This window comes from Paracoccus fistulariae (genome assembly GCF_028553785.1).
GTDB classification, from domain to species: domain Bacteria; phylum Pseudomonadota; class Alphaproteobacteria; order Rhodobacterales; family Rhodobacteraceae; genus Paracoccus; species Paracoccus fistulariae.
Window position 1 is genome coordinate 1,715,971 of sequence record NZ_CP067136.1, and the last position, 26,200, is coordinate 1,742,170.

General features: G+C 59.7%; 22 protein-coding genes. 19 read left to right on the forward strand and 3 right to left on the reverse strand.

The genetic code is table 11. From position 1 onward, the window contains the following. Position 1 precedes the first annotated feature (1 nt). Positions 2-964 carry an SOS response-associated peptidase gene (locus JHX87_RS08470; RefSeq protein ID WP_271886851.1) on the reverse strand — a complete coding sequence of 321 codons (963 nt, stop codon included), beginning with the start codon at positions 962-964 and terminating at the stop codon, positions 2-4. 163 nt (positions 965-1,127) lie between these two features. On the opposite strand from JHX87_RS08470, the gene JHX87_RS08475 reads away from it, so the two are divergent. The 7 genes from JHX87_RS08475 (at position 1,128) to JHX87_RS08505 (ending at position 12,064) form a co-directional block, all read left to right on the forward strand. Further along, entirely contained in the window at positions 1,128-3,179 is a 2,052-nt protein-coding gene (locus JHX87_RS08475; RefSeq protein ID WP_271886852.1) for an ATP-binding protein, read from the forward strand. 65 nt (positions 3,180-3,244) lie between these two features. After that, positions 3,245-4,111 (forward strand): hypothetical protein, encoded by an 867-nt coding sequence (locus JHX87_RS08480; RefSeq protein WP_271886853.1) that lies wholly within the window; start codon positions 3,245-3,247, stop codon positions 4,109-4,111. A 37-nt stretch (positions 4,112-4,148) separates the two neighbouring features. Further along, complete coding sequence (locus tag JHX87_RS08485) at positions 4,149-5,345, forward strand: hypothetical protein (RefSeq protein WP_272833919.1); 1,197 nt, start codon at positions 4,149-4,151, stop codon at positions 5,343-5,345. A 477-nt stretch (positions 5,346-5,822) separates the two neighbouring features. Next, the gene (locus tag JHX87_RS08490) at positions 5,823-8,573 is read left to right on the forward strand and encodes a type I restriction endonuclease subunit R (protein ID WP_271886765.1); all 2,751 of its coding nucleotides are present in this window, start codon (positions 5,823-5,825) and stop codon (positions 8,571-8,573) included. Next, on the forward strand, positions 8,570-10,138 hold the full coding sequence (locus JHX87_RS08495) for a restriction endonuclease subunit S (protein ID WP_271886766.1): 1,569 nt from the start codon (positions 8,570-8,572) through the stop codon (positions 10,136-10,138). Before JHX87_RS08490 ends, JHX87_RS08495 begins: the two co-directional genes overlap by 4 nt. Further along, positions 10,135-10,587 carry a hypothetical protein gene (locus JHX87_RS08500; protein ID WP_271886767.1) on the forward strand — a complete coding sequence of 151 codons (453 nt, stop codon included), beginning with the start codon at positions 10,135-10,137 and terminating at the stop codon, positions 10,585-10,587. The genes JHX87_RS08495 and JHX87_RS08500 overlap by 4 nt, the downstream gene beginning before the upstream one ends. Before the next feature lies 1 nt (position 10,588). Next, complete coding sequence (locus JHX87_RS08505; protein WP_271886768.1) at positions 10,589-12,064, forward strand: type I restriction-modification system subunit M; 1,476 nt, start codon at positions 10,589-10,591, stop codon at positions 12,062-12,064. 25 nt (positions 12,065-12,089) lie between these two features. On the opposite strand, the gene JHX87_RS08510 is transcribed toward JHX87_RS08505, so the two are convergent. Beyond that, complete coding sequence (locus JHX87_RS08510) at positions 12,090-13,052, reverse strand: SOS response-associated peptidase (protein ID WP_271886769.1); 963 nt, start codon at positions 13,050-13,052, stop codon at positions 12,090-12,092. A gap of 248 nt (positions 13,053-13,300) precedes the next feature. On the opposite strand from JHX87_RS08510, the gene JHX87_RS08515 reads away from it, so the two are divergent. Beyond that, on the forward strand, positions 13,301-14,608 hold the full coding sequence (locus tag JHX87_RS08515; RefSeq protein ID WP_271886770.1) for a tyrosine-type recombinase/integrase: 1,308 nt from the start codon (positions 13,301-13,303) through the stop codon (positions 14,606-14,608). On the opposite strand, the gene JHX87_RS08520 is transcribed toward JHX87_RS08515, so the two are convergent. Then, positions 14,565-15,161 (reverse strand): hypothetical protein, encoded by a 597-nt coding sequence (locus JHX87_RS08520; protein WP_271886771.1) that lies wholly within the window; start codon positions 15,159-15,161, stop codon positions 14,565-14,567. The genes JHX87_RS08515 and JHX87_RS08520 overlap by 44 nt on opposite strands. A 254-nt stretch (positions 15,162-15,415) precedes the next feature. Here JHX87_RS08520 and JHX87_RS08525 point away from each other — a divergent pair, with 254 nt between their 5' ends. From JHX87_RS08525 to JHX87_RS08575, 11 genes are all read left to right on the forward strand, one after another. Further along, positions 15,416-17,014 (forward strand): S8 family peptidase, encoded by a 1,599-nt coding sequence (locus JHX87_RS08525; RefSeq protein WP_271886772.1) that lies wholly within the window; start codon positions 15,416-15,418, stop codon positions 17,012-17,014. Between the two features lie 330 nt (positions 17,015-17,344). Beyond that, the gene (locus JHX87_RS08530; RefSeq protein ID WP_271886773.1) at positions 17,345-17,581 is read left to right on the forward strand and encodes a helix-turn-helix transcriptional regulator; all 237 of its coding nucleotides are present in this window, start codon (positions 17,345-17,347) and stop codon (positions 17,579-17,581) included. Then, positions 17,578-17,742, forward strand: coding sequence for a hypothetical protein (locus JHX87_RS08535; RefSeq protein WP_271886774.1), 165 nt, complete (start codon positions 17,578-17,580; stop codon positions 17,740-17,742). The genes JHX87_RS08530 and JHX87_RS08535 overlap by 4 nt, the downstream gene beginning before the upstream one ends. Further along, positions 17,739-18,608: a helix-turn-helix domain-containing protein gene (locus JHX87_RS08540; RefSeq protein WP_271886775.1), complete on the forward strand. Its 870-nt coding sequence runs from the start codon at positions 17,739-17,741 to the stop codon at positions 18,606-18,608. Before JHX87_RS08535 ends, JHX87_RS08540 begins: the two co-directional genes overlap by 4 nt. Next, the gene (locus JHX87_RS08545) at positions 18,595-19,080 is read left to right on the forward strand and encodes a DUF6362 family protein (protein ID WP_271886776.1); all 486 of its coding nucleotides are present in this window, start codon (positions 18,595-18,597) and stop codon (positions 19,078-19,080) included. Before JHX87_RS08540 ends, JHX87_RS08545 begins: the two co-directional genes overlap by 14 nt. A 270-nt stretch (positions 19,081-19,350) precedes the next feature. After that, complete coding sequence (locus JHX87_RS08550) at positions 19,351-20,589, forward strand: site-specific DNA-methyltransferase (protein ID WP_271886777.1); 1,239 nt, start codon at positions 19,351-19,353, stop codon at positions 20,587-20,589. Between the two features lie 108 nt (positions 20,590-20,697). Next, entirely contained in the window at positions 20,698-21,795 is a 1,098-nt protein-coding gene (locus JHX87_RS08555) for a restriction endonuclease (protein ID WP_271886778.1), read from the forward strand. A 114-nt stretch (positions 21,796-21,909) separates the two neighbouring features. Then, positions 21,910-22,482 carry an elements of external origin gene (locus tag JHX87_RS08560; protein WP_272833920.1) on the forward strand — a complete coding sequence of 191 codons (573 nt, stop codon included), beginning with the start codon at positions 21,910-21,912 and terminating at the stop codon, positions 22,480-22,482. Next, complete coding sequence (locus tag JHX87_RS08565) at positions 22,469-24,457, forward strand: phage terminase large subunit family protein (RefSeq protein WP_271886780.1); 1,989 nt, start codon at positions 22,469-22,471, stop codon at positions 24,455-24,457. Before JHX87_RS08560 ends, JHX87_RS08565 begins: the two co-directional genes overlap by 14 nt. Next, positions 24,457-24,660, forward strand: coding sequence for a phage head-tail joining protein (locus JHX87_RS08570; RefSeq protein ID WP_271886781.1), 204 nt, complete (start codon positions 24,457-24,459; stop codon positions 24,658-24,660). The genes JHX87_RS08565 and JHX87_RS08570 overlap by 1 nt, the downstream gene beginning before the upstream one ends. Positions 24,661-24,662: 2 nt before the next feature. Continuing rightward, positions 24,663-26,198, forward strand: coding sequence for a phage portal protein (locus JHX87_RS08575; RefSeq protein ID WP_271886782.1), 1,536 nt, complete (start codon positions 24,663-24,665; stop codon positions 26,196-26,198). Positions 26,199-26,200 lie beyond the last annotated feature (2 nt).

Below are 26,200 nucleotides of genomic sequence, written 5' to 3' on the forward strand. Positions count from 1 at the left end.
GTCAGGACGCCTCAGAAGGGGCATCGACCAGCGCCAATGCGCCATCCGGCAGCGGGCGTTGCAGCTTGCTGGCGATTTCGATCGGTGCCGAAAGCCAGGTCTCCCAATCCCGGGGATCGGTCAGGATGACCGGCATGGCTTTCGGATGCACCGATTCCACCTCGGCATTGGGCGCGCAGGTCAGAAATGCGTAGAGATCGTCGGTGGTTTCGCCATCCTTCACCTTCCGAACCGAAGTCCAGCCCCGGACCTCGATCCCGGCGAAGAACATCGGCGTCTCTGCATCGGCCGGGGCAAACCACTGATTGCCGCCCTTGATCGGTTCGGCGAAGGCCGTGACCGGCACCAGGCAGCGATGCGCCGGGCCCAACCACCGCCGCCAATGCGGCGACGTCAGGTTGCGGACATTGGTGACGCCCGGATCCCGTTGGGTCTTCAAAACCGAGGGCGGCGATGGCATCCCCCACCGCGCCTTCACCAATTCCAGCGAAGCGCCATCATGGCGGATGATCGGAGCCAGCTGATCCGGATAGACCTTGCCCGGTGCGACATTGCCCGCGCGGTCGGTCATGGTCAGACCCTTGAAAAGCTGGCGCATCGCCTCCTGCGTGGTGGTCTGATTGTAAAGGTTGCACACGGTATCGTCGTCCTCGGAACGGCCAAAGGGCAGATAGGGTGAACTGTAGCTCGGCAGGCATGTTCTGTCAGCCAGTTCCAGATCCGGAAAGGCGGTCAGGCAGGCGCTGGCCGCATCCGGCTCACGGAAGTAAAGCGCGATCCGGTCCCGCGTGCCGCCGCGCCCACCGCCATGCCAGGCATAGTTGCCTCGGCCGATCCGCGTCGCCAGCCACTCATGCAGCGCGTCGGACCGTCGGCCAAAGCCCATCTCCGGCACGCAAATCAGCACCCGGACCGGGAAGGCCGAATCGTCTATCTTGGCTTGAGGTGTGCTGCGGCGCGTCATGGACAAGAACAAATGCAGAACATATAGTCTGTTTCAAGGTCTGATCAGTACTGAGCCAACAAAAGACCGCATGCACTGCCTGCGATCGGCGCTGGCGACGAGGGGGTGACAAATGCGATTTTCTTCGCAAACTGCGTCTCAGACCGAAATTAAGAGTGCTTCTGTGCCAAAGCTGATTCCGAATATTGAAAATCGCGTCCGCAAGCTCCCCAAGCCCGCCACATACTCCCAAGCACTGCAGCCGTTGTTCGAGGCGGTCAGCAATGCGCTTTACGCTATCGAGGATCGTTCGGCGCTCGGCGCGACCATGGCTGGTGATGTCCGGATCAGCATCACGAACCTCACCGACGCCGGCAAATTCCGTGTTGAGATCGCCGACAACGGGATTGGGCTCGATGCTGACCGGTATGAAGCATTCCAGACGATTGATACCGATTTCAAGCGCGCACGAGGGGGCAAGGGAGTAGGTCGGCTGTTCTGGCTCGATGCGTTTGAACGAATCCACGTCGAAAGCTTATTCAACGAGGAAGGCGGCATAAAGCGGCGCTGCTTCGCATTCACGCTGCGAAATGATGAACAAATTGTCGAAGAAGATCTTCCGAATGGCTACGTCGGCAGGCAAGAAGTTGGCACGACGATCATATGCGAAGGTCTGCGCGGCACGAGCTACCAGAAGGCATTCCCAAAACAAAAGGCCACCTTCCTTCGATACTTCAGTGCCCATTTTATCGCTGATTTCTTGGTCGGTAATGGTGCGAGCGTCGAGGTAAATCTCGACGGTGAGCCGACAAAGTATCCTGAGGCGGTAGCTGACCTTGTGATCGGTCGAGACCTAGAGACCGGCGATTTCGACATTAGCGATTACGGAACATTTTCGGTGAAAGGCTTTGCGTGCGATAAAGAAGCAAGCACTGGTCTTGATGGCAACCACCAGCTCCATTTGCTTGCCAACGGAAGAACCGTGGAGTCTCGAAAAGTCGATGGGCTCATTGGACTGTCGACGATTGCGGCCGGAGAACGCGACGACCTTTATTTTCATGGATGCGTTTCAAGCGAGTATTTAGATGAAAGGGTCAACGAAGGCAGGACCGCGTTCAATCTGCCGGAAGACATTCTAAAGGAAATTTCACGCAAATGCGTAGAGCAGGTCCGAGAGACCGCCCTTGCCGACCAGATGGTGAGCTACAATGCAACGCGTCGAAGCAACTATGATGAGTTCGTTTCTCGGCATCCGATTTACGGCTTCGACGATCCCGACGTCCAGTTGTCACGTGTGCCTTTTAGCGCCCAGACGCCCGAAGAGTTTGCAACGGGTCTCGTCAAATATCAGATACGCCGCGATGAAGAACGCCAATCGACGATGGAGAACGTGATCGAGCTTCTGGCCAAGGGCGATTCTGTTCCGGAAAGCTTCGCCGAACGGCTGCAGACCGCAGTTCGGGAAGTCCAATCGTCAGAGCAGCTTGCGCTTGCGCAACATGTTGTCCGTAGGAAATTGGTTCTCGATCTGATGGGGAAGCTTCTGACGCGGGTCCGTGAAAGGGCAGACAAGCAGGATGATTTCCATTTGGAGCAAACACTCCATTCATTTATCGTCCCAATGCACGTTGCGGGCCATGACGCGGCGGAGAAGCGTTCGCGCGCACATGATCTCTGGATCCTGGATGAGCGGTTGGCATTCACGCGGGCCTTCTCTTCAGACAAACGCTTCGACGCGCTATTAAAAGATTCTGAAAATGCAGAACGCTCGGATTTGATCGTCTGGGATTTCGCGAGTGGCTTGGGCGTGGTTGACCCTCTGCGAGACGGCGAAAGAGTGGATACAAGTAAACCACTCGAGAAGGTCATGATCGTCGAGTTCAAAAAACCCGGGCGCAAGCACTATGGTCCTGAAGATCAAATTCACTTTCAGATCACCAAATATATCGATGAGCTGCGGGGCGGCGAAATCGAGGGCTTTGAGCGGCAGAGAATTCGGATCGCACAAGACTGTGTTTTTTACTGTTATGTCGTCGCCGACATCGAAGGTGATTTAAAACGGCAACTATCAACTTGGTCGAAGTCCGCAAATGGCCAAGGCCGGTTCATGCCGCTTCAAGGTGACGTAAACGGATCAATCGAGGTAATTCAATGGCAAGACTTGGTGAACGACGCATGGGCGAGAAACGAAGCAACCCTTTACGCGGCAAAGCTTCAAAGGGGGCGCCCGGGCTAAATACCTGGGACATCTCGTGTTCACAAAAAAGCCATACTCATCCAAAAACGTGAGGGAATGCTGTATTGGTCAAATCCACAAATCAGCCTACCGAATTTACGGACAACACACATCGAAGCCTAAAGCGTCTCGTCGTAGTTGACGCTTGGTTCCGGCGTTCGCGCGACAATCCAAGCCGCTACACGCTGCACGCGGACATAAGTTTTAATATTGAGCGCCTCAGCGGTGGAAGTGCTTCAGCCGTGACATTCAAAGTCGCCGTTAAGCAGTGCGAGGTTGTTTTTATCCGCCCTCTTGATGGGTTCTCCGTGGATCGCTCTAGTGTTCGCCGCCAAAAGCCGATGGGTCGACAGAATATTGAGCAGAAAAAGCAGAAGAAGGCTTCAGCCGGCTTTCACAGTAAACTCGGCCTGTCGCGCCGTCCGACTTTAGAGGCCGGAGCTGAGGCCGATGTCGGCGTGAGTTCGGAGCATTCCGTCGACTCTAAGCAATCCAAAAGCTTCTACAACGAGCAGTTTACTCGCTCACGCGAAGGCCATGATGCCTGGACCGTCAATGGAGAAGAGCTTGGAGGCCACCTCACAGGACCTGTCTTTGATGTCGAAGCAGAGCCGAGGCTGACGTTGATAGATATACGGGAAGAGGCGCGGCGCCAACGCGATGAAGCCCACCAGTTGACGCCCGTCACGCGCATTGAGATTAGATGTCTGCGCGAGGACATCGATATTCATGATGTTAAGTTGAAGGATGAAGCACGGGCAGAGAGCTTTTTCACGAAGCCAGGAAGCAAGGAGCGAATGCAGATTGCGCGAGGTGTTTTGCGCGAAGCACTCATAGCGGAAGGCCTCTCTGTTGGCCAACTTCTCGATGACCCTTACGCCGAAATGACGATATGCGATGCGACAATCCCCATCCTTGATCAAAGCTCTTGAAGCAGCCGCAGAGGCCCTAAATTCGCAGAGCAACGACTTGAAGGAGCTTGCAGACAGGGCGGCTGCCACATCCGGCATTCCAGCGGACAGAATCCTCATGAACATAGATCTGACCGGAATAAACCTTACTGGAAAGCCCATTGACTATCTTACGGATAGGGGTGCACTTTATCTGGCCGCGACGCTGACTGACGAACAGCGCGCCAAATTTCACAAAGGCGAGCGCGAAGGTAGAGCACGTCAAACGCGCAAACAGATCCGTTCGATCCGTGTCCAGATGATTTCAGACTTTGTCGATACCTTTGAGGAGCACTCCGTTCCTCCCTTGGACGAAAAGCACGAGCGCCTCCTCGATGCCACACTGTTGCGGCATATCCTACTTGACCCTATTGGCTCAGACTACCCTTCTGACAAACCGCTTGATGAGCACTATACTCAACGTGTCCTCGTAAGACTTGTCCCATTCGCACAGAAAAGAAATCTTGATTTCTTCAGAGAGCTTTTTCGGCTTCTTGGTGATCTCCACTGCAAAGTTGGAGAGACTGTGGTCGGTTTGGTTTTCGACGACTATTTCGCACGCTTTCAAGATGCCGTTGTAGATCTGATCAGACAGCTTCAGCCGAATGGTTTGCTCGACGCCAAATGGATCACAAGAGAGGGTCGCGACCGACATTGGCTGAACGTAGGAAAAGGAAAGTATAACGACCCCCAAATTTTGCCTATCGTATTCACCAAGCGTGCCCAGGAAATAAATGATTTCAGAACTGTCCACCCAGCGGCAATCGAATTCGCCCTAGACCAGATCCAAAATCCCCTCCAGCGCTTGAGCTTTCTAGAAGAAGTCGCTTTTGAGTGCTCAGGCGATGAGGCTGAGCGCATCGCCCTTCGAATAGTCAACGCTGACTGGCCTGCATCTCAAACTCGAAAAGTCCTGGAGGCTGATGTGCCTCCTAGGGTCCGAGGCGCTCTGTTTCGTCAGATATTGAAGCAGGGAAATGTGGAGCGCACCCTAGAGATGCTCAGATGGCTAGACAACAATCGCGGAGCCGTTGGGGCGCTCTCACTCGATGATGCCCTCGCTACGATTAATAGCTTTGTCGCCCTCTTCGACTTCGCATCGGACGTGCACATGGAGCTAAGGACAAATCAAAAAGAGGTTCTGCGCCGGGCTCTCGACCGTACCGCGACATCTAGCGCTCAAAGAGAAAAGGTTCGAAGATTGCTACCCAACTAAGCTGAGCTACCCGCCACCCGCCACCCGTCTCCTCAAACGTTGATGTGGCGTTGATGTAAAGTCGCGCTTGTGATGCCTGACTGTTTCGGTCGGAATCCAAGCGTTTGATTTATTTATAGATTTTGGTTGCGGGGACAGGATTTGAACCTGTGACCTTCAGGTTATGAGGCTATAGACCCGACCGATACCAGATATAACGAAATCAATGCCTTACCCGACATGCCTTTGATATGTTTGGCTATAGTCCCCACATCCACCGCCGCCCATCAGCATTCGCCGCGTCTCAAGGTCACTCGAAGGGCGTTCACCTGTTGAGTAGGCGTTGAGTCAATTCCTGCGCCCCTGCGCACCAGCACCCGGTCCAAACCCATAGCTGACTGTATTCTGACGAGGCGCATCTACCAAACCACTGGAATTGCATTTCCCCTAGCTGGCGGCCAATATCTGCGGGAAATTGCAGTCCAATGGAATTCCGAAGTGCCGCACGATCTGAACCAGAACCCCGAGCAGGTCGCCCGCGATCGGATAGATGAGCGCCTGAATGCTGCGGGGTGGATCGTCCAGGACAAAGCCAAGCTGGATTTCAACGCCGGTCCCGGAATCGCCGTGAGAGAATATCAAACAGATGTTGGCCCCGCTGACTATGTTCTGTTCGCAGACCGACAGGCGGTTGGGGTCGTCGAGGCGAAGCCAGATAACTGGGGGGTCCACCTCACGACGGTCGAGGAGCAATCGGCAGGGTACGCCAGCGCGAAGCTGAAATGGGTTTCAAATGCAGAGCCGCTGCCTTTTCTCTACGAAAGTACGGGCAAGATCACCCGTTTCACCAATGCGCGAGACCCCTCGCCACGATCCCGCGAGGTGTTCACGTTTCATCGGCCGGAGACCTTGAAGGCTTGGGCGCAGTCACCGAAATCCCTACGGGCCGGCATTGCCGCCCTACCCGCACTCGACCCCGACGGGCTGCGTGACTGCCAGATCACTGCAATTACGAAGCTCGAGGAATCACTGAAAGCTGACAGGCCCCGCGCGCTGGTGCAGATGGCCACAGGTTCGGGTAAGACCTTCACTGCAATTACACAGGTTTACCGTCTTCTGAAACATGCAGGCGCGCGCCGCATCCTGTTCCTCGTCGACACCAAGAACCTGGGCGAACAGGCTGAACAGGAATTTATGGCCTTCGTCCCCAATGACGACAATCGCAAGTTCACCGAACTCTACAACGTCCAGCGCCTGACGTCGCCATCGATGGCGAATGACACGCAGGTGGTGATTTCTACCATCCAGCGCATGTACGCGACGCTGAAGGGAGAACCGCTGGACGAAGCCGCTGAAGAAGAGAACCCGGCCGAGCAGACCTTTCGTCGCAAAGATCCCCTGCCTGTCGTCTATAACCCCAAACTGCCGCCCGAATACTTCGATGTCGTCGTCATCGATGAATGCCACCGTTCGATCTACAATCTGTGGCGGCAGGTCATCGAGTATTTCGATGCCTATCTGATCGGGCTGACCGCGACGCCGGACAACCGGACCTTCGGCTTCTTCCAGAAGAACGTCGTCAGCGAGTACACCCATGAAAAGGCCGTTGCCGACAAGGTGAACGTCGGCAACGAGGTATATCTGATCGAAACGGAAATCATGCAGAAGGGCCAGACGCTGAAACCCAAGCAGCTGGTCCAGAAGCGTGAACGTGATACCCGGGCCAAGCGCTGGGCAGTTCAGGATGACGAGGAAGCATATGCCGCTACGCAACTGGATCGCTCGGTCGTCAATCCCGACCAGATCCGCACCGTAATCCGTGCCTTCCGCGACAACTGGCCCGATATCTTTCCAGGCCGAAAGGAACTGCCTAAAACACTGATCTTTGCCAAGACAGACAGCCATGCGGACGACATCATCCAGACCGTCCGGCAGGAGTTCGGCGAGGGCAATGACTTCTGTCGCAAGATCACCAACGGCGCCAAGAACCCGAAATCGTCGCTGACAGCCTTTCGCAACGAATACTATCCGCGCATCGCGGTAACCGTAGACATGATCGCCACCGGCACCGATGTGAAACCGTTGGAATGCCTGATCTTCATGCGCGACGTGAAATCGAAGAACTATTTCGAGCAGATGAAGGGCCGCGGCACCCGGGTTGTCAAACCGGACGATCTGAAGAAGGTCTCGCCCTCGGCGCAGGCCAAAACGCATTATGTCATCGTCGATGCCGTCGGTGTCACCAAGTCTTTGAAGACCGCTAGCCGCCCGCTCGACAGCAAGCCATCGATCCCATTCAAGGATCTGGCGATGGGCCTGATGATGGGCGACCGGTCAGAGGAAACGGTCAGCTCTCTCGCATCGCGCCTTTCGCGGCTGGACAACATGCTGGGCGATACTGATCAAGCCAAGATCGCGGAACAGGCGGGCAAGCCGCTCTCTGCCATCGTTCGTGACCTTTTCGACGCCATCGATGCTGACAAGGTCGAGGCAGATGCGAAGGCCGCAGGTCATCCAGAGCCTGACGATGCCGCGATGCAAGCAGCGCGCGAGGAGCGGATCAAAAACGCCGCAAATGTCTTCACCGGCCCGCTGATCAACATGATCGACACCATCCGGCGCGACAATGAACAGACGATTGACCACGACAACCTCGACACGCTGACCCGTGCCGAGTGGGCGGGCGATGTCGAGGAAAACGCCAAGAAGATCGCGCAGGAGTTCGAGGTTTACCTGAACGAGAACCGCGATGAGATCGAGGCGCTGTCGATCTATTTCAACACACCCGCCCGCCGGTCCGAGGTCACCTTTGCCATGGTCAAGGATGTGCTGAGACGGCTGACGGCCGATCAGCCCCGCCTTGCGCCGCTGACCGTCTGGCGCGCCTATGCGCATTTGGATAACTACAAGGGCGAAAGCCCGGCTGGCGATCTGACGGCGCTGGTGGCGTTGATCCGGCGGGTCTGCGGGCTGGATGCGACCTTGACGCGCCACTCCGAACGGGTGCGCCGAAACTTTCAGAACTGGATCCTGAAGCGCCATTCGGGCGCGGGCGAGAAGTTCACCGAGGCGCAGATGGAATGGCTGCGCATGATCCGCGACCACCTTGCGACTTCGTTCATCATCGAACGCGACGATCTGGACATGTCGCCCTTTGACGGCAAGGGCGGATTGGGGCAGATGTACGCGCTGTTCGGAGATAATACGGAGAACATCATGACCGAGATGAACGAGGCCCTTTCGGCATGACGGATCTTCCGCCCGGTTGGGCTGCGACCAAAATTACTGAAGTGGTCGAACTTCAAGCAAACGGGAATCCTTTTCAGCAAGGGTGGAGTCCGCAGTGCGAAAGCCGACCGGCAGCCGAAGGTGAATGGGGCGTGTTAAAAACAACGGCCATTCAGCATGGCGAGTTTTGGGCCCACGAGAACAAGGCACTACCGAGCAAGCTATCCCCTAGGCCTCAGATTGAAGTTAGGCAGGGTGACGTTTTGATGACGTGCGCCGGCCCGCGCAATCGCTGCGGGGTCGCTTGTTTGGTACAGTCAACACGTACCAAGCTTATGATGTCCGGAAAAATGTATCGCTTCCGCCCCCACTCCGAGGCACTGGATGCGAAATTTCTTTCAAGTTTTATACGACTCCACGAAACCCAGCTTCGCATCGACGCTATGAAGAGCGGCATCAGCGATAGTGGCTTGAATTTAACGCACGGCCGCTTTGGCGAGCTACCGATTGTGATACCGCCATTAAATGAACAACGGCGCATCGTGGAGAAGATCGAGGCGCTGTTTGACGAGATCGACAAGGGGGTCGAGAGCCTTACGGCGGCGAAGGCCGCGCTTGGGCTCTATCGCCAATCCCTGCTGAAAGCGGCCTTCGACGGCCGCCTCACCGCCGACTGGCGCGCCCAGAACCCCGACAAACTGGAAGACCCCCAAACCCTCCTCGCCCGCATCCGCAAGGAACGCGAGGCGCGTTATAAAGCTGATCTTGCTGGATGGCGAGAAGCCGTGGTCAATTGGAGAGAGGGTGGCGAGAAAGGCAAGAAACCCCCGAAGCCTAAACCGCAAACTGAATTTAAGTACCAAGCGACAGAAAGCTCATCGCCGTGGCCGGTGACAAGCGTAGGAGCGATCCTAAGCGCGCCATTGATTAACGGTCGCTCCGTCAAGGACAAGTCCGGTGGCTTTCCAGTGCTGCGCCTCACAGCTTTGAAAAATGGAAAAATAGTCCTCTCGGAGCAAAAAGAAGGCAACTGGACACGGGATGAAGCCTTTCCGTTCCTCGTTGAGTACGACGATATCTTCGTTGCTCGCGGCAATGGAAGTAAGAAACTGGTCGGGATTGGCGGGCGAGTGTTGGATCAACCAATGCCCGTGGCTTTCCCTGATACGATGATCCGTGTGCGCCTTGATGCTTCCGTGGTTCGACCCGACTTTTTTTTGCTCTGCTGGAACTCATGGTCGGTTCGCCGCCAAATTGAGGACGCCGCGCGTACGACGGCCGGTATTTACAAGATCAATCAAGATCATGTCTCTGGCTTCACGTTGCCCTTACCCTGCCTGACCGAGCAGGCCGAAATCGTTCGCATCCTCGACACACGCCTCGACGCGGCTGATCGTCTCGCGACCGAGATCGACGCCGCCCTCTCCCGCGCCGACGCCCTGCGCCAGTCCATCCTGAAACGCGCCTTCTCCGGCCAGCTTGTCCCGCAGGATCCGACCGACGAACCGGCCTCGGCCCTGCTGGCACGCATCCAGCAGGAACGCGCGGCAACCTCTAAGAAGGGCAAGCGCAAGGTGTCGGCGTGAACAATTTCCAGCGAACCGGCGCGATCAGCAACGCCCATGTCGGCCGCGATTTCGAAGCTCGGGCACGGGCCATTCTTAAGTCGCGGGGCATCTCTCTTGAACTGAACCACAAGGTGCCCTGCGGCCTTGGCAATCTGCGCAAGAACCACGCCTTCGATCTCGGATCGGACGATCCGCCCGTGATCGTGGAGTGCAAGTGCCAGACCTGGACTGTTGGTGGCAACATCCCCAGCGCCAAGATGAAGAACTGGGCCGAAGCCATGTTCTATTTCCACATGGCGCCCCCGAATTATCGCAAGATCTTCTTTGCCGAGCGCAGCTTGCGCAGCGGGCGCGATGAATCCTTGCTGGCCTATTTTCGTCGCACACAAGCACATATGATCCCTGCCGATGTCGAGTTTTGGGAACTGGACCGCGACAGCGACGCCCTCATCATTCACGAGGACTAAGATGAACACCGCTTCCATCGTCTCCAAAGTCTGGAGCTTCTGCACCACGCTGCGCGACGACGGCGTCGGCTACGGCGACTATCTGGAACAGCTGACCTATCTGATCTTCCTGAAGATGGCGGATGAATACGGCAAGCCGCCCTATAACCGCGATGTCGGCATCCCTGCTGGCTTTGACTGGACCAGCCTGACCACGCGCAAAGGCGCCGAGCTCGAGTCCCATTACATCGCCCTGCTGCGCAAGCTGGGCGAACAAAAGGGCATGCTGGGCCAGATTTTCACCAAGGCGCAGAACAAGATCACCGACCCGGCCAAGCTGTTCCGCCTGATTGACATGGTCGATGGCGAAAAGTGGGTGATGCTGGGCGCCGATGTGAAAGGCGACATCTATGAGGGGCTTCTTGAACGCAACGCAGAGGACACCAAGTCCGGAGCGGGCCAGTATTTCACCCCGCGCGCGCTGATTCGGACGATGGTGGAATGCGTGCGGCCCGAGCCCGGCAAGACCATCGCCGATCCGGCCTGCGGCACGGGTGGGTTCTTTCTGGCTGCCCATGATTTCCTGACAAACCCTGAGAACTACTCCTTGGATAAGGACCAGAAGGAGTTTCTGAAACACTCGACCTTTCACGGCAACGAGATCGTCGCTGGCACGCGTCGTCTGTGCCTGATGAACATGTACTTGCATGGCATCGGCGAAATGACGGGTGATACGCTGGTGTCCCCGGCTGACGCCCTGGTCGCACCGCCGTCGGACACCTTCGATTATGTGTTGGCCAACCCTCCTTTCGGCAAGAAAAGCTCGATGAGCTTCACCAATGCCGAGGGCGAGCAGGAAACCGACGACCTGACATATAACCGACAGGATTTCTGGGCGACGACCTCGAACAAACAGCTGAATTTTGTGCAGCATATTCGCGCAATGCTGAAAACCACAGGGCGGGCGGCGGTCGTCGTCCCGGATAATGTGCTGTTCGAAGGCGGCGCGGGCGAGACCATCCGCAGAAAGCTGCTGCAGAACACCGATCTGCACACGATCCTACGCCTGCCTACCGGTATCTTCTATGCGCAAGGGGTCAAGGCTAACGTCATCTTCTTTGATAACCGAGCGGCCAGCCCCGACCCGCAGACATCAAAGGTCTGGTTCTACGACTACCGAACCAACGTGCATCATACCTTGAAACAGAAGCCGCTGACCCACGCGCATCTGTCCGACTTCGTGAAATGCTACAATGCCGACAATCGTCACCAGCGTGTGCCCACATGGGGTGACGACAATCCCGACGGCCGCTGGCGCGCCTACACGCGCGAAGAGCTGTTACAGCGCGACAAGGCGAGCCTGGACCTGTTCTGGTTGCGCGATGCGTCGATGACCGATTTGGACAATCTGCCCGAGCCGGACGTGCTTGCCGCCGAGATCATGGATCAACTTGGTGCGGCAATGGCGAGCTTCGAGGCGGTGACCGAAAAGATCTGATAGTGCTGGCCGATAGCTTCAGCCTTCATGACACCTCGGCCGGGGACTCCACCAGCGCCAAGGCGCCATCCGGCAGCGGGCTTTGCAGCTTACTGGCGATTTCGATCGGTGCCGAAAGCCAGGTTTCCCAATCCCTGGGATCCGTCAGGATGACCGGCATGGCTTTCGGATGCACCGATTTCACCTCGGCATTGGGCGCGCAGGTCAGAAAGGCATAGAGATCGTCGGTGGTTTCGCCATCCTTCACCTTCCGAACCGAAGTCCAGCCCCGAACCTCGATCCCGGCGAAGAACATCGGCGTCTGTGATCCCGTTGGGGCAAACCACTGACTGCCGCCCTTGATCGGCTCGGCAAAGGCTGTGACCGGCACCAGGCAGCGATGTGCGGGCCCGAGCCAGCGCCGCCAATGCGGCGAGGTCAGGTTACGGACATTGGTAATACCCGGATCCCGCTGGGTCTTCAGGACCGATGGTGGCGATGGCATCCCCCACCGTGCCTTCACCAATTCCAGCGCACCGCCATCATGGCGGATGATCGGTGCCAGTTGATCCGGATAGACATTGCCCGCCGCGACATTGCCCGCGCGGTCGGTCATGCTCATGCCCTTGAAAAGCTGGCGCATCGCCTCCTGCGTGGTGGTCTGATTATAAAGATTACACACGGTATCATCGTCCTCGGTACGGCCAAAGGGCAGATAGGGTGAACTGTAGCCCGGCAGGCAGGTTCCGTCAGCCAGTTCCAGATCCGGAAAGGCCGTCAGGCAGGCGCTGGCCGCATCCGGCTCACGGAAATAAAGCGCGATCCGGTCCCGCGTGCCACCACGCCCGCCGCCATGCCAGGCATAGTTGCCGCGGCCGATACGCGTCGCCAGCCACTCGTGCAGCGCGTCGGACCTGCGGCCAAAACCCATTCCCGGCACGTAAATTAGCACCCGGACCGGGAAGGCCGAATCGTCGATCTTGGCTTGAGGTGTGCTGCGGCGTGTCATGGACACGAACAAATGCAGAACTTGATGCGCTCTGCAAGGTTCGACCGCTTATCATGCTGACAAAGTGAACTTGGCCTGAAGAAGATAGCGGCAGGCCCGTGACGGTGCATTCCTCGCCGTTCGTCCGAACCGGCGCCCCTGCCCGGCTTCCCGTTCCGGTCCGTTCCTGTATTCCGGTCCGCGAATGATCTCGTTGATAAGCCTGCGATTCTACGCATGTGTCGATGGCAAAGACGGGAGATTCATCCTTGCGGAACAGAGAAAAGCTTAACGAGAAACTGGTCCGGGCCTCTGAAACCCGACCCCGGCCATGGCAGATTTTCGACACCGAGGTGTTGGGCCTGTCGATCTGCATCTACCCCTCCGGCAGCCGGTCCTTCATGTTCGACTACCGGGTCGCCGGGCGCCAGCGCCGCTTCACCATCGGTCGCTGGCCGGAATGGAGCGTCACCGCCGCCCGCGACCGCGCCAAGGTCCTGCGCCGCGACGTGGACAGCGGACAGGATCCGATGGCCGAACGCGAGGATGCCCGCGAGGCACCGCGCTTTCCGGATCTGGTCGAACGCTATCTGCGTGAACATGCCACGCATCTGGCGCCGCGGAACGCCGCCGATCAGGAATCCATGCTGCGCAAGCTGATCGAGCCGCATTGGAAGCACCGGCTGGTCAGCGAGATCGAACCCGTCGATGTCGAGCGTGTGCTCAACCTGATCGCGCAGGGCCGGTCGCGTCCGGCGAAGAAAAAGACCAAAGCCAAGCGTAGCAAGCCGTTGGCGCCTCCGAAGCCCACACCGATCCGGGCCAACCGTGCAGGGGAAATGTTGCGCAAAGTCTTTAACCTCGCCATCGCATGGAAGATGCGGCCGGATAACCCGGCGCTGGGCTTCCGTCGCCGAATGGAGGTAGAACGCGAACGGTTCCTGTCCATGGACGAGATCGCCCGGCTTGGCGATGCGCTGGCCGCAGCCGAGGACCAGCGCGCAGCCGCCATCATCCGCATGTGTATGTTGACCGGCGCTCGGGTTGGCGAGGTACGGACCGCCCGTTTCGAGCATTTCGATCTGGAACGCGCCATCTGGACCAAGCCCGCCGCCAATACCAAGCAGCGCCGCATCCACCGGGTGCCTGTCTCGCTGGACACGGTGGCGCTGGTCCGCAACCGCATGGGCGCCGTGCCAACCGGTTGCGACTGGCTGTTTCCGGGCGATGTCGAGGGCAAGGACCAGCCGGTGCAGGAACTCCGACGGTTCTGGATCGGCATTCAGAAACAGGCCGACCTGCTCGATGTCCGCATTCACGACCTGCGCCACACCTTCGCCTCGCTGCTGGTCAGCGGCGGCGCCTCGCTGGAAATGATCGGCAAATTGCTCGGGCATTCGCAGTCGCGCACCACCCAGCGCTATGCCCATCTAATGGATTCGCCGCTGCGTGCCGGTGTCGATGCTGTTGCCGATCTGGTGCGGGCGAGGCCCCGGCTGGTTCACTCTGCCTCGCCCGCCGAAATTTGCGAACCTATGCCGGAACCGGCGCGCGCAGCTGGTGCCAGATCGCGCTGATCCGCTTGCGGATGGTGCTTTCGTCCGGGGCATCGCCATCCGCGCTGTTCTGGATGAACCATTCCTGCATCTCTGCAACCAGTTCGGTCAGACTTTCTGGCAACCCATGTTCATGAATACGGATCATCATCGCCAGATAGGCTGCCTCCCAATCGTATTTCCTGACCGGACCCGTATTGCTTCGCCGACAGACTCTGTGACGCTCCTCGAATTTTGCCAACGTGTCGGCCGTGATCATCAGATCATGCAGATCAATCAGCAGCCCCTCCTCGGGCGAATGCGCGACTGACCAGTTTTCTGTCCCCGGGCCACGGACCCGAAGGATCAGTATCTCATCATGCGCCACCCCGAAACGCCGGCACATCCGCAGCACATCGCTCGGCGCGACGGCGACAAGATCGGAGAACAACTCCCCGCCGAACCGGGTAGGCGGAATGGCAACGAGAATCTCCAGATGCCCCGCAAAGGCCCATTCGACAATATCGGCAATCGTGCAGCCCCAGCGAGCAGAAACTTCGATCAGCGAGTAAAGGGCGCGGGGCGGCAAAGACATGGTGTATCTCCTCGTTCGTCTTCATGCCTGAAAGGGTGGTCCTTTCAGCGCGAAGGACTTGGCACGAATGCAGCCTGAGGTTGATAGGTGCCGTCGGGAACATGCTGTCGGAATTCAGCTTCGAGCCCGCTTGAAAGCAAACATTCAGGCTCTATCCAGCGCCAGAAAATACGCGATTTACCAACGTCTAAAATCAACAGGCTGTTCGTGGTATTATTTATTCTGAAGCACCCCCTATGCTCGGAGAGTAAGTGATGCAGGATTACGACGACCGCGATCATAGTCCGCGGGACACGCGCGATGACTGGGCAGAGTTGGAACTGGTCTATGCGGAGCCCCGCAGCGAAGACACCGTACAGGCGTTGGTTACCGAGGTTCTCGGCGAAGGGCTGCCCGTTGCAGCAGTGTTCGACCCACAATCCGACCATCATTTCTTTCTTACGCTGGTCGGACTGCTGCGCATGAGTGAGGAAGAAGCCGTCTTTGCGCTGGCACGCGAGTATCGGCCAGTCCTGCAAGCCGATGAAATAAACCCGGCGCTTATCGGCGGCCTCTATTTCCAACGTGCAGGGGTAGCGCCCGGCCTGCTGGCCAATCTGTGCTCAACGCCCGAGGTGCCATTGTCACCAACGGGGTGGCCGCATCAGATGGTCGGCACCAAGGGCGGTTGGAACACGCAAAAAGCTCCTAAAGGCCGGGGCGGCATTGTTGCGGTGATCGACACAGGCCATTCGAGCCATGACGAGTTAACCGGCTCGATCCTGACACATGGTCAGTTGAATCTGGTGGAAGGCGGAACGGATGCGCGCGACCGATTCAACGCGGGCATAGGCAAAAATGCGGGTCATGGAACACTCGTTTGTTCGGTTCTAGCAAGTCGCGGTGATATCGATTCTGGCTTCAACATGACAGCGCCGGGGAAAATTACCGGTGTCGCCCCTGCGGCCGATGTCCTTCCCATTCGCGCATTTCGGTCGGTCATGAACCTGTCGCAACGAACAATCCCACGCGCGATCAGCCATGCAACCCGCCATGACGCACGAGTCATCACAATGGCCATGGGTGCGCCGTACAGGATATCGGCCACCGAAAAGGCAATGCGCCAGGCCGTTGACGAGGGGGTTCTGCTTGTTTGCGCCGCCGGTAACTGCTGGCCTTGGACCGTGTTTCCGGCGGCCTATGCACCATTAAATCTCTGCAGCGCTGCGGGGGCAGTGCGGCAAGACAAAAGCGCTTGGCCCAATAGTTCAAGAGGGCCTGAAACGACCATTTCCGCCCCCGGGGAAAATGTCTGGGGTGCGACTAAGCCTGCCGCGAGCAGCCCCGACGATGCCGTGAAACCCGCACAAGGCACTACGTTGGCCACTGCGATGACCTCTGGCGCGGCGATATTGTGGTCGACGGCCATCGGCAGTCGCGACGACCTAAAGAATCTGGCGAAGAAAAATGGCATGACTGGCCAGCAATTGTTCAATCGCATCCTTCAGCAAACGGCCGAGCGTCCAGCAAACTGGCCACCAAATTATGGCCTGGGAGCCGGCATCCTGCGCATTGACCGTATGTTTCAAGCGGTCACATCAGGCGGCAATGTTGCGCGCACGGATGCCGGTGATCCCGGCCCTGATATCGATCTAGCGCTTGCGCCGTGGGGTACGGTTCGAACAATCGACATCGTTCGGATGCTGTTTCGTGCCCGCGCACCTGAGATTGAGGCAGAGCTAGGGGAAGAGATGGCCGACTATGCGCCCGAGATCCTCTGGCGTGCACAGATCCGTGGCAGCGGCAGGTCGATCGACGGAGTTCCCCCATGGCTCAGGGATCGCCCATTGTTGCGCTCATACCTGACACAGTGAACACCCACACCGCCCAAGGCGGCAAGAAGCGCGGTCGCAAAATCGTCCGGCCGACCTGTCAGGGGTGCTTAGCGTTGGTCCGGATTTTCGACCCGAAGTCCGGTCAGTCGTCGGGAAATTTGCAAAAAATAACGGGGGGTCGCGATAGCTTGATGGCGAGGAATGTACCGGTGCGGCAACAGCATTCCTGCCCCGCCACTTCCTGAACCCAAAAGCCCCGATGAATCAAGGACCGGCGCACCTCTCGCCATTCCCGTTCCGGTCCATTCCGCGCTTTCCGGTGCGCCGTCATGCACCCGTTGATCCCGCAATCACGGAAGGATCGGGATCATGACGGAAGAAGCTATCAGCGCCCCTGAGGGGCTGCTGGATGAGTGGATGCCGCGGCGGGAGCTGGCGGGAATCATCGGGGTCAGCAGCGATACGCTGAAGCGCTGGGAGACCCGGCGGATCGGGCCACCCTGCATCCGGATCGGCCGTAAGGTGCTTTACCGGCGCGGAGCGGTGAAGGACTGGCTCCTGGAGCAGGAAAGCCGGAAGACCGGCGGACGCAGGATGGCACGATGAGGCTGGGTGTCGTGATCGCCGCCCTCGCCATCGTCGTTGCCCTTGCAACCCTCGCCCTGCCCTTTCCAGCCATCGACCGCGATGCAATCCTGCGCTTCATCGCGCCCACAGCCTTCGAGATCCGCTCGATCGAGGAAATCCTCGAAGGAGGCGGGCCATGAGCAATCTGATCGCGGCCTCGGTGCAAAGGCGGGTGGTCGGATCGGCAACCCGCAAAGCCGTGCTGCTCTACATGGCCGACAAGGCCGCCGATGACGGTTCCGGCATCTGGACCTCCAAGGCCAACATCGCCCGCGATCTGGAACTGTCGCGCCGCGCGGTGCAGATCGCCATCGCCGAACTGATCCGTGACGGGCTGGTTTCCGAGGCCGGTCAGCGCGACTGCAAACACGGCTACACGGTCGAATATGCGATCCTGCCCGAAGCTGTGGATAAGCTGGTTTCGACCCGTGAACAGGGTTCACCCCGTGAATCTCATTCACGGGTAACCCGTGAACCACGTTCGCATGACCCCGTGAACCAGATTCACCCGAACCATCCTTATAACCTTACTACTACGCCGGAGGGCGAGAGCGAGCCTGTGGATAACTCCGATCCCCAGACCCGCTGTCTCGCCGCCGGAGGCCCCGGCCTCTGCCCGGCGTCACGGGCGGCAATCACCGGCACGGCGGATGTCATCGATGGCTGGCTGCGCGAGGGGATCGACCTCGAGGCGGACATCCTGCCGACCATCGCCAAACGAACCACGCAGATCAGGATCAGCCCGATCCGGACCTGGGGTTATTTCACCGACGCCGTGCGGGCGGCCAGGCAAGCGAGATTGCGCAGAGAAGCCGATCCCCGCATCACCGCCCAGCACCGGTTCTTCGCCGACTGGATCAACTCCGACCGCTACCTGCCGCCGACCGCGGTGACCAATACCATGGCCCGCACCCTGCTGCGCCTCTCACTGGTGACGGTGGACCGGCTGACGGGGCGCGGCGTGCCCATTCCGCACAGAAAGGCTGGTGAAGATGACGCCGCGTGAGATCGAGGACCGCTTCGAGGAAGCCGCATTGACGCTGAAGCGCCTGCCGAACCCGCCCTCTTCAGGGGCACGCGGTTACGGTCGGTCCTGGCCGGAATATGTCCATGAGGCAAAGCATGCCTATGGCTATGAACCGGCCCGGATGCGGGTGATTCCCAATGCCCGCGAGATCCAGCGCATGGAAGAGGCGCTGAGCTGGCTGGCCCTGATCGGCGGCGAGACCGAGCAGTTGGCCGCCGACAATCGGCGCATCGTCTGGATGCGGGCCGAGGGTCACCGCTGGCAGACCATCTGCCGCCATGTCGGCTGCGTGCGCTCCACCGCTTGGCGGCGCTGGACGGCGAGCCTGCTGACCATCTCCAAGGCCCTGAAGAAGCTTGAGAAAAAGCCCGCGCAAACGGTCGGCGCAAAATCGACCGGTGCAGAACAGGGCGCCAAACCGCGCGGCGGGGGCGCCAGCGGGGCGCCGTGAGGGCGCGAATGGGTCGAACTTAGGGCGCGACATTATCAGCGGTTTCGGCCCATATTCGACCTACGATCAGGCGAGGTGAGGCCGGGCCAAGCGCCCGTCCCCGGCTCTGGTTCCTCCGCCGGATCGATCCTATGCGGGGGGCAGAGGCTCGCTAACCCTCCAGCGACAGAGAAAAATTCTGGGTTCGCGCCCGGGTTCGCACCTTTGGGTTCGCAGGGTTCGCGGCCGCAACAAGACCACCCGCCGGGCGTCCCATCGCCCGGCTTTTTCATGACCCGCCACGGCGGCAACGGAGAACGTGCCTTGCAGATCGAGATGATGGCGGCCGCAAAGCTGGTTCCCTATGCCCGCAACGCCCGCACCCATTCCGAGGATCAGGTCGCCCAAATTGCGGCCTCCATCGCCGAGTTCGGCTTCACCAACCCGATCCTGATCGGCGGGGACGATGTGATCATCGCCGGTCACGGCCGGTTGATGGCCGCGCAGAAGCTGGGGCTGGCCGTGGTGCCGGTGATCGTGCTGGACCATCTGACCGAGGCGCAGCGCCGGGCGCTGGTCGTCGCCGACAACAGAATCGCCGAGAATGCCGGTTGGGACGAGGAACTGCTGCGCGCGGAACTGGAAAGCCTGCGCGACATAGATTTCGATCTCGACCTGATCGGCTTTTCCGAAGCCGAGCTGGACGCGCTGCTGGGCGATCTGGACGGCAGCGAGGACGGCACGGTCGATGGCGAGGACGAGGTGCCCGAACCGCCGGCCGATCCGGTCTCGCGACCGGGTGATCTCTGGATCATGGGCGGCCACCGCCTGCTCTGCGGCGACTCCACTGTCGCCAGTGACGTAGAACAGCTGCTGGGCGGGGTGAGGCCGCTGCTGATGGTGACCGACCCACCCTATGGGGTCGAATACGACCCGGCATGGCGCAATGCGACCGGCGCGGCAAAGACCAAACGCACCGGCAAGGTGCTGAACGACGACCGCGCGGACTGGCGCGAGGCCTGGGCACTGTTTCCGGGCGACGTCGCCTATGTCTGGCACGGCGCGCTGCATGCCACGACCGTCGCCGACAGCTTGATCGCCTGCGGCTTCAACATCCGCTCGCAGATCGTCTGGGCCAAGGATCGGCTGGTCCTCAGCCGGGGCGATTACCATTGGCAGCACGAACCCTGCTGGTATGCCGTCAAGAAGACCGGCAAGGGCCACTGGGCCGGGGGTCGCAAGCAGACAACGCTCTGGCAGATCGCCAACAAGGATCAGGACGCGGAAACGGTCCACGGCACACAGAAGCCGGTCGAATGCATGCGCCGCCCGATCCTGAACAATTCCAGCCCCGGGCAAGCCATCTACGAGCCGTTCATGGGCTCCGGCACCACCCTGATCGCGGCCGAGACGACGGGTCGGGTTTGCTACGGAATCGAGCTGAACCCCGCCTATGTCGATGTCGCCGTGGCAAGGTGGCAGAACCTGACCGGAGGGACGGCGGTCCTCGACGACAACCCCCAATCCTAATTTTACGACGCTGAAGACAATGAAACTCGAACCTTCAAGGTTTAAGTTTGCAAGTAGAAGTCGTGCTGAATAGTCTCCGATACAGAGCATGCATACGGAGAGACAGCAATGTGGCCCTGGAAGAGAAAACAGCAAGCTGATACGGAGGCTGACCTTCCGTCCAACGAGGAGGCTGTTGTACCGGAGCTACCGATGGTTTCGATTAGCGAAATTGGCGATGCCATCATCACTCTGCGAGGTGACGGCTTTCACTTCGCGATGAGCTACGCACAAATGGGCGGATATGACGCGGCGCTTCTAATCCCGGACAGATTTTCAGAAATAATTCAGATAATCGAAGAAGAGCCAAATTTCTCAGATGAAGGAATAAAATTTGCTGCCGCGCATCAAATATCGGAACTTTCGTCAATAGCGAAAACGGACAACGCATACCTATTTGGCGCAAAAGATAACTTTGCTACTCGGGAAGAGAAAGAAAAAGCGCGCGAAGTTATTGGTCTTGTATCAGAGATCGGAAAGGGAAACCTCAAGAAAGGTTTTGAGGAAGTTGGCTTTGATTTCGAACAGTTTCTCGTCTCAACAGCAACAAAAAGACGTCGAGCAGATATAGATCAAATTTTAAATCTTGCTGTCGAAAAGAAAACCGTTCTGCGGCCACTATTTGTTAGAGCGCTTTCGGCAGGCCGAGATAGATACGGAGACGTTCAGTACGATAAGTTATCCAAAGAAGTTGAAGATTTCATCGAAAATTTCTTCCCAGAAGGCTCATTCAAGTTTTTCCATATGTACAGACCCTTCCGTGCAATGTTCCGACTTGCGTGTGCTTGGGCGGAAGAAAGCCTCGAAGAGCACGAGTTTCCGACGACAGGCCTCGACTTCGAGCACTGGTGCGCCGCCCAGATTGAATCACAGGGGTGGAATGTCACGGTAAGCAAGGCCTCCGGAGATCAAGGGGTTGACCTTATAGCCATGCGAGAGAGCTTGATCGTTGCAGTTCAGTGCAAGCTATACAGCACTCCTATAGGAAACAAAGCAGTCCAAGAAGCCTATGCAGGAACGAAGCACTATTGCGCAGATATGGCAGTAGTAATTGGGACCGGCGGATTTACGCGGTCGGCAATAGAGCTAGCTCAAACCACCGACGTCGTATTGGTCGACGCTGAGGCGATACGTGACTTTACCCAGTTTGTCATGGCCAGGATATAGTTTAGAGGCAGTACTCAATAACTTTGGATGCAGTTTGATATGATCTGCTCGTTCACTCGCAATCTATCTTAAGGGTTCTCAGCCATGGGCGTCTCGCGCCGCAGATATGCGTCGATGCGCGGCGTGAGCGACATGGCGGTTCGCAAGGCGATTGCCAGCGGCCGGATTTCTGTCGAGGCGGATGGGACGATCGACCCTGCGAAGGCCGATGCGGAATGGGAACGCCAGACCGACCCGGCGAAGCAGCGCGGGGTGCATGCGCAGGCGCTGGGCACAAGGACGGCCGCCGGTACCGCCCGTGCGGCAGCGACAAAGCCGGTGCCGAAAGCGGCGATCGACGCGGTGAATGCAACGCTGGGCGATGCGGGCCGCGATACCACTTCCGGCGCGGGCGGCGAGGTGTCCTTTCTGCGCGCCAGGATGGCCAATGAGGTGCTGAAGGCGCAGACGGCGCGGGTGCGGCTGGAGAAGATGAAGGGCGAGCTGATCAACCGAGCGCGGGCGACGAACTCGGTTTTCGATCTGGCGCGGCGGGAGCGCGATGCCTGGCTGAACTGGCCGCCGCGGGTGGCGGCGAACATGGCGGCCGAACTCGGCGTCGAGGCCCATGCGCTGGAACAGGTTCTGGACCGCTATCTGCGGGCGCATCTGGCGGACATGGCCGAGGTGAAGATTGACCTTCGCTGACTATGACGGCGCCGAAGACATCCGACGGGCATGGCTGGACGGTCTCGCCCCCGACCCGAGCCAGACCGTGAGCCAGTGGTCGGACCGGCACCGGATTCTGTCCTCGCGTGCGGCCTCGGAGGCCGGGCCATACCGGACCGACCGGACGCCCTATATGCGCGGGATCATGGATGCGCTCTCGCCCGCCAATCCGGCGCAGCGGGTCATATTCATGAAGGCCGCGCAGGTCGGCGCGACCGAGGCTGGGAATAACTGGATCGGCTTCTGCATCCACCGCGCGCCGGGGCCGTTTCTGGCGGTGCAGCCGACGGTGGACCTCGCCAAGCGCCTGTCGCAGCAGCGGATCGACCCGCTGATCGAGGAAAGCCCGGATCTGCGGACGCTGGTGATGCCGTCGCGGTCGAAGGACAGTGGCAATACCATTCTGGGGAAGCGCTTCCCGGGCGGGCAGCTGATCCTGACCGGGGCGAACAGCGCGGTCGGGCTGCGGTCGATGCCAGCGCGCTGGGTGTTTCTGGACGAGGTCGATGCCTATCCGGGCGATATCGATGGCGAAGGCGATCCGATTGCGCTGGCCGAGGCCCGCACGATCAGCTTCGGGCATCGCAGCAAGGCGTTTCTGGCCTCGACGCCGACGGTAAAAGGCCTGTCGCGGATCGAACGGGAATACGAACTGTCTGATCAACAACGCTATCACCTCCCCTGCCCGCATTGCGGCGCGCTGCAATGGCTGAAGTTCGACCGCCTGCGCTGGCAACCGGGCCAGCCGGAAACGGCGGCATATCATTGCGAGCATTGCGACGAGCCCATCGCAGAACGACACAAGACCGAGATGATGGATGAGGCCAACGGGGCCAGATGGCTGCCGACGGCCGATGCCGAGACAAGGCGCCGGGCCGAAGCCGCGGGCATCACCGGTTTCCATATCAGCGGGCTTTATTCGCCGCTGGGCTGGCTCTCCTGGGCCGAGATCGCCCGGGGCTGGGAGGCCGCGCAGGGCAATGACGCGGCGCTGAAGACGCTGAAGAACACGGTGCTGGGTGAGACATGGCAGGAACGCGGCGAGGCGCCGGACTGGCAGCGTCTTTATGAGCGGCGCGAGGATTTTACGCTGGGACAGGTGCCGGAAGGCGCGCTGATGCTGACGGCAGGGGCCGATGTGCAGCGCGACCGGATCGAGATCGATGTCTGGGGCTGGGGCCGCAATCTGGAAAGCTGGCTCGTCGATCACCTGGTTCTCGAAGGCGATACCGCCCGGGAAGAGGTCTGGGTCGATCTGACGGATTTTCTGGGCGAGACATGGGAACATGCGGGCGGCGCGCGCATGGCATTGGCGCGGCTGGCCATCGATACCGGCGACGGGGCCACGACAGACGCGGTCTATGGCTGGTGCAGGCGGATGGGCCATGGGCAGGTGATCGCCGTGAAGGGCGTCGGCGGTTTTGATCGCGCAACGCCCGTGGACGGGCCGACCTATGTCGATGTGACCGAGGCCGGACGACGGATCCGGCGCGGCGTGCGGCTCTGGAAAGTGGCTGGCGCTGTGTTCAAATCCGAGACCTACCGGTTTCTGCGGCTCGCGGCACCGACTGACGAGGAACGGGTGGAGGGCAGCGGCCATCCGGCCGGTTTCGTGCATATCCCGCGCGGCACCACCGCCGAATGGACGAAGCAGCTGACGGCCGAGCAGCTGATGACGGTGAAGACCCGGCAGGGATTCCAGCGGCTGGAATGGCAGCAGACCCGGGATCGCAACGAAGCGCTGGACTGCCGGGTCTATGCCCGGGCCGCCGCCTGGCTGATCGGCATGGACCGTTGGAATGAGGACCGCTGGGAACAGCTGGAAGAGCAGCTGTTGCCCGGCAAGACCGAGACAACACTGCCCGCGGGTCAGCCGCAGCGGCAGAATATCACAGCGCCCCGGCCCCGGAATTCCGGCTGGCTGGGTGAACGCAATAGAGGAAACTGGTTCTGATGGCTTGGACAGAGACGGAACTCGACGCCCTGCGCCGGGCCTATGCGGCGGGCACGACCCGCGTCGCCTATGACGGCAAATCGGTGGACTACGGCAGTGCCAATGATCTTTTGGGCCGCATCCGCCTGATCGAGCGCGAGATGGGGGGTGCTGCCGGTCGTCCCCGCCCCGTCGCCGGGTTCGCAGGCTTCCGCAGGAGCTGATGATGCCCGATATCCGCGATCACACGGCCCCGCGCGTGCGCTGGGGACTGATCGATGCTGCCCTCTCGGCCGTCGCACCGCGGAGTGCGGCCCGACGCTATGCCGCAAGGGTGGCGATCAGCAATCTGCGCCGGGACTACGATGCCGCCGGACGCGGGCGCGGAACCTCGGGCTGGTCATCGCGCGGCACGGCCGCCGATGCCGAGATCGCCGCCGACGGGCCGCTGCTCAGGCACCGCATGCGTGATCTGGTGCGCAACAACCCGATGGCCGCGCAGGCCGTGCAGGTGCTGGTCAATAATATCGTCGGCACCGGCATCCGCCCGCGGGCTGCAACCGGCGATGCGGCGCTGAACAGACAGGTCGATGCGCTGTGGAAACGCTGGGCGGAAGGCTGCGATCAGCACGGGCACACGGACTTCCACGGCATCCTCGGGCTGGCGGTGCGGGAGATGATCGAGGGCGGTGATGTCTTCGCCATCCGACGGAATGTGCGGGCAACCGGCTCGCGTGATGTTCCCCTGCGGATCGAGTTGCGCGAGGCCGACCATCTCGACGCCGCCCGTTTCGACAGCCGCAGCGACGGATCCCGCATCAGCCAGGGTATCGAATATGACCGGAGCGGGCGCCGGGTTGCGTATTGGATGTTTTCGGATCATCCGGGCGATACCGCGCCGGTCTTTTCCCGACGGCTGGAATCTTCGCGCCTGCCCGCGGATCGCGTCGCCCATCTCTTCGAACGCCAGCGGGTGCAGTCGCGCGGCGTGCCCTGGGGCACCCCGGCGATGCGGGCGATCCGCGATGTCGATGACTGGCAGCAGGCGGAACTCGTGCGCAAGCGCACCGAAGCCTGTCTGGTCGGCATTGTTTTCGGGGCCGACGAGGATCAGCAGTCGATCGCCCCGGTGGTCGAGGATGCTTCCGGCAACCGGATCGAACAGTTCGAACCGGGCCTCATCGCCTATGCGCGTGGCGGCAAGGATATCAAATTCAACCAGCCCGCCTCGACGGCCGGGGTCTACGAATGGCACCGGGTGCAGCTGCACATCATCGCCGCCGGTTTCCGCGTCCCCTATGCGCTGATGACCGGCGATCTCAGCCAGACCAGTTTCTCTTCCAGCCGCGTGGGCCTCAACGAATTCCGCCGCATGGTCGAGCAGCTGCAATGGCAGACCGTCATCCCGATGTTCTGCGCACCGATCTGGCGCTGGTTCGTCGATGCCGCCGTGATGGTTGGCCTTCTGCCCGAGGGCGTGGAGATCCCCGTCGAATGGGGGCCGCCCAAGTTCGAAAGCGTGAACCCGCTGCAGGATGCCCAGGCCGATCTGCTGGAGGTCCGGGCGGGATTTTCCACCCTGCCGCAGCAGATCGCCCGGCGCGGCTATGACCCGGACGAGGTGCTCGCCGAATGGGCCGGGTTTGCCAAAAAATCCGATGCCGCCGGTCTCATTTTCGACAGCGATCCGCGCCGCGTCACCAAGGGCGGCCTGGTGCAGACAACTGACCCGACATCGCCGCCTGCGTGCGAGGATAAGTAAGG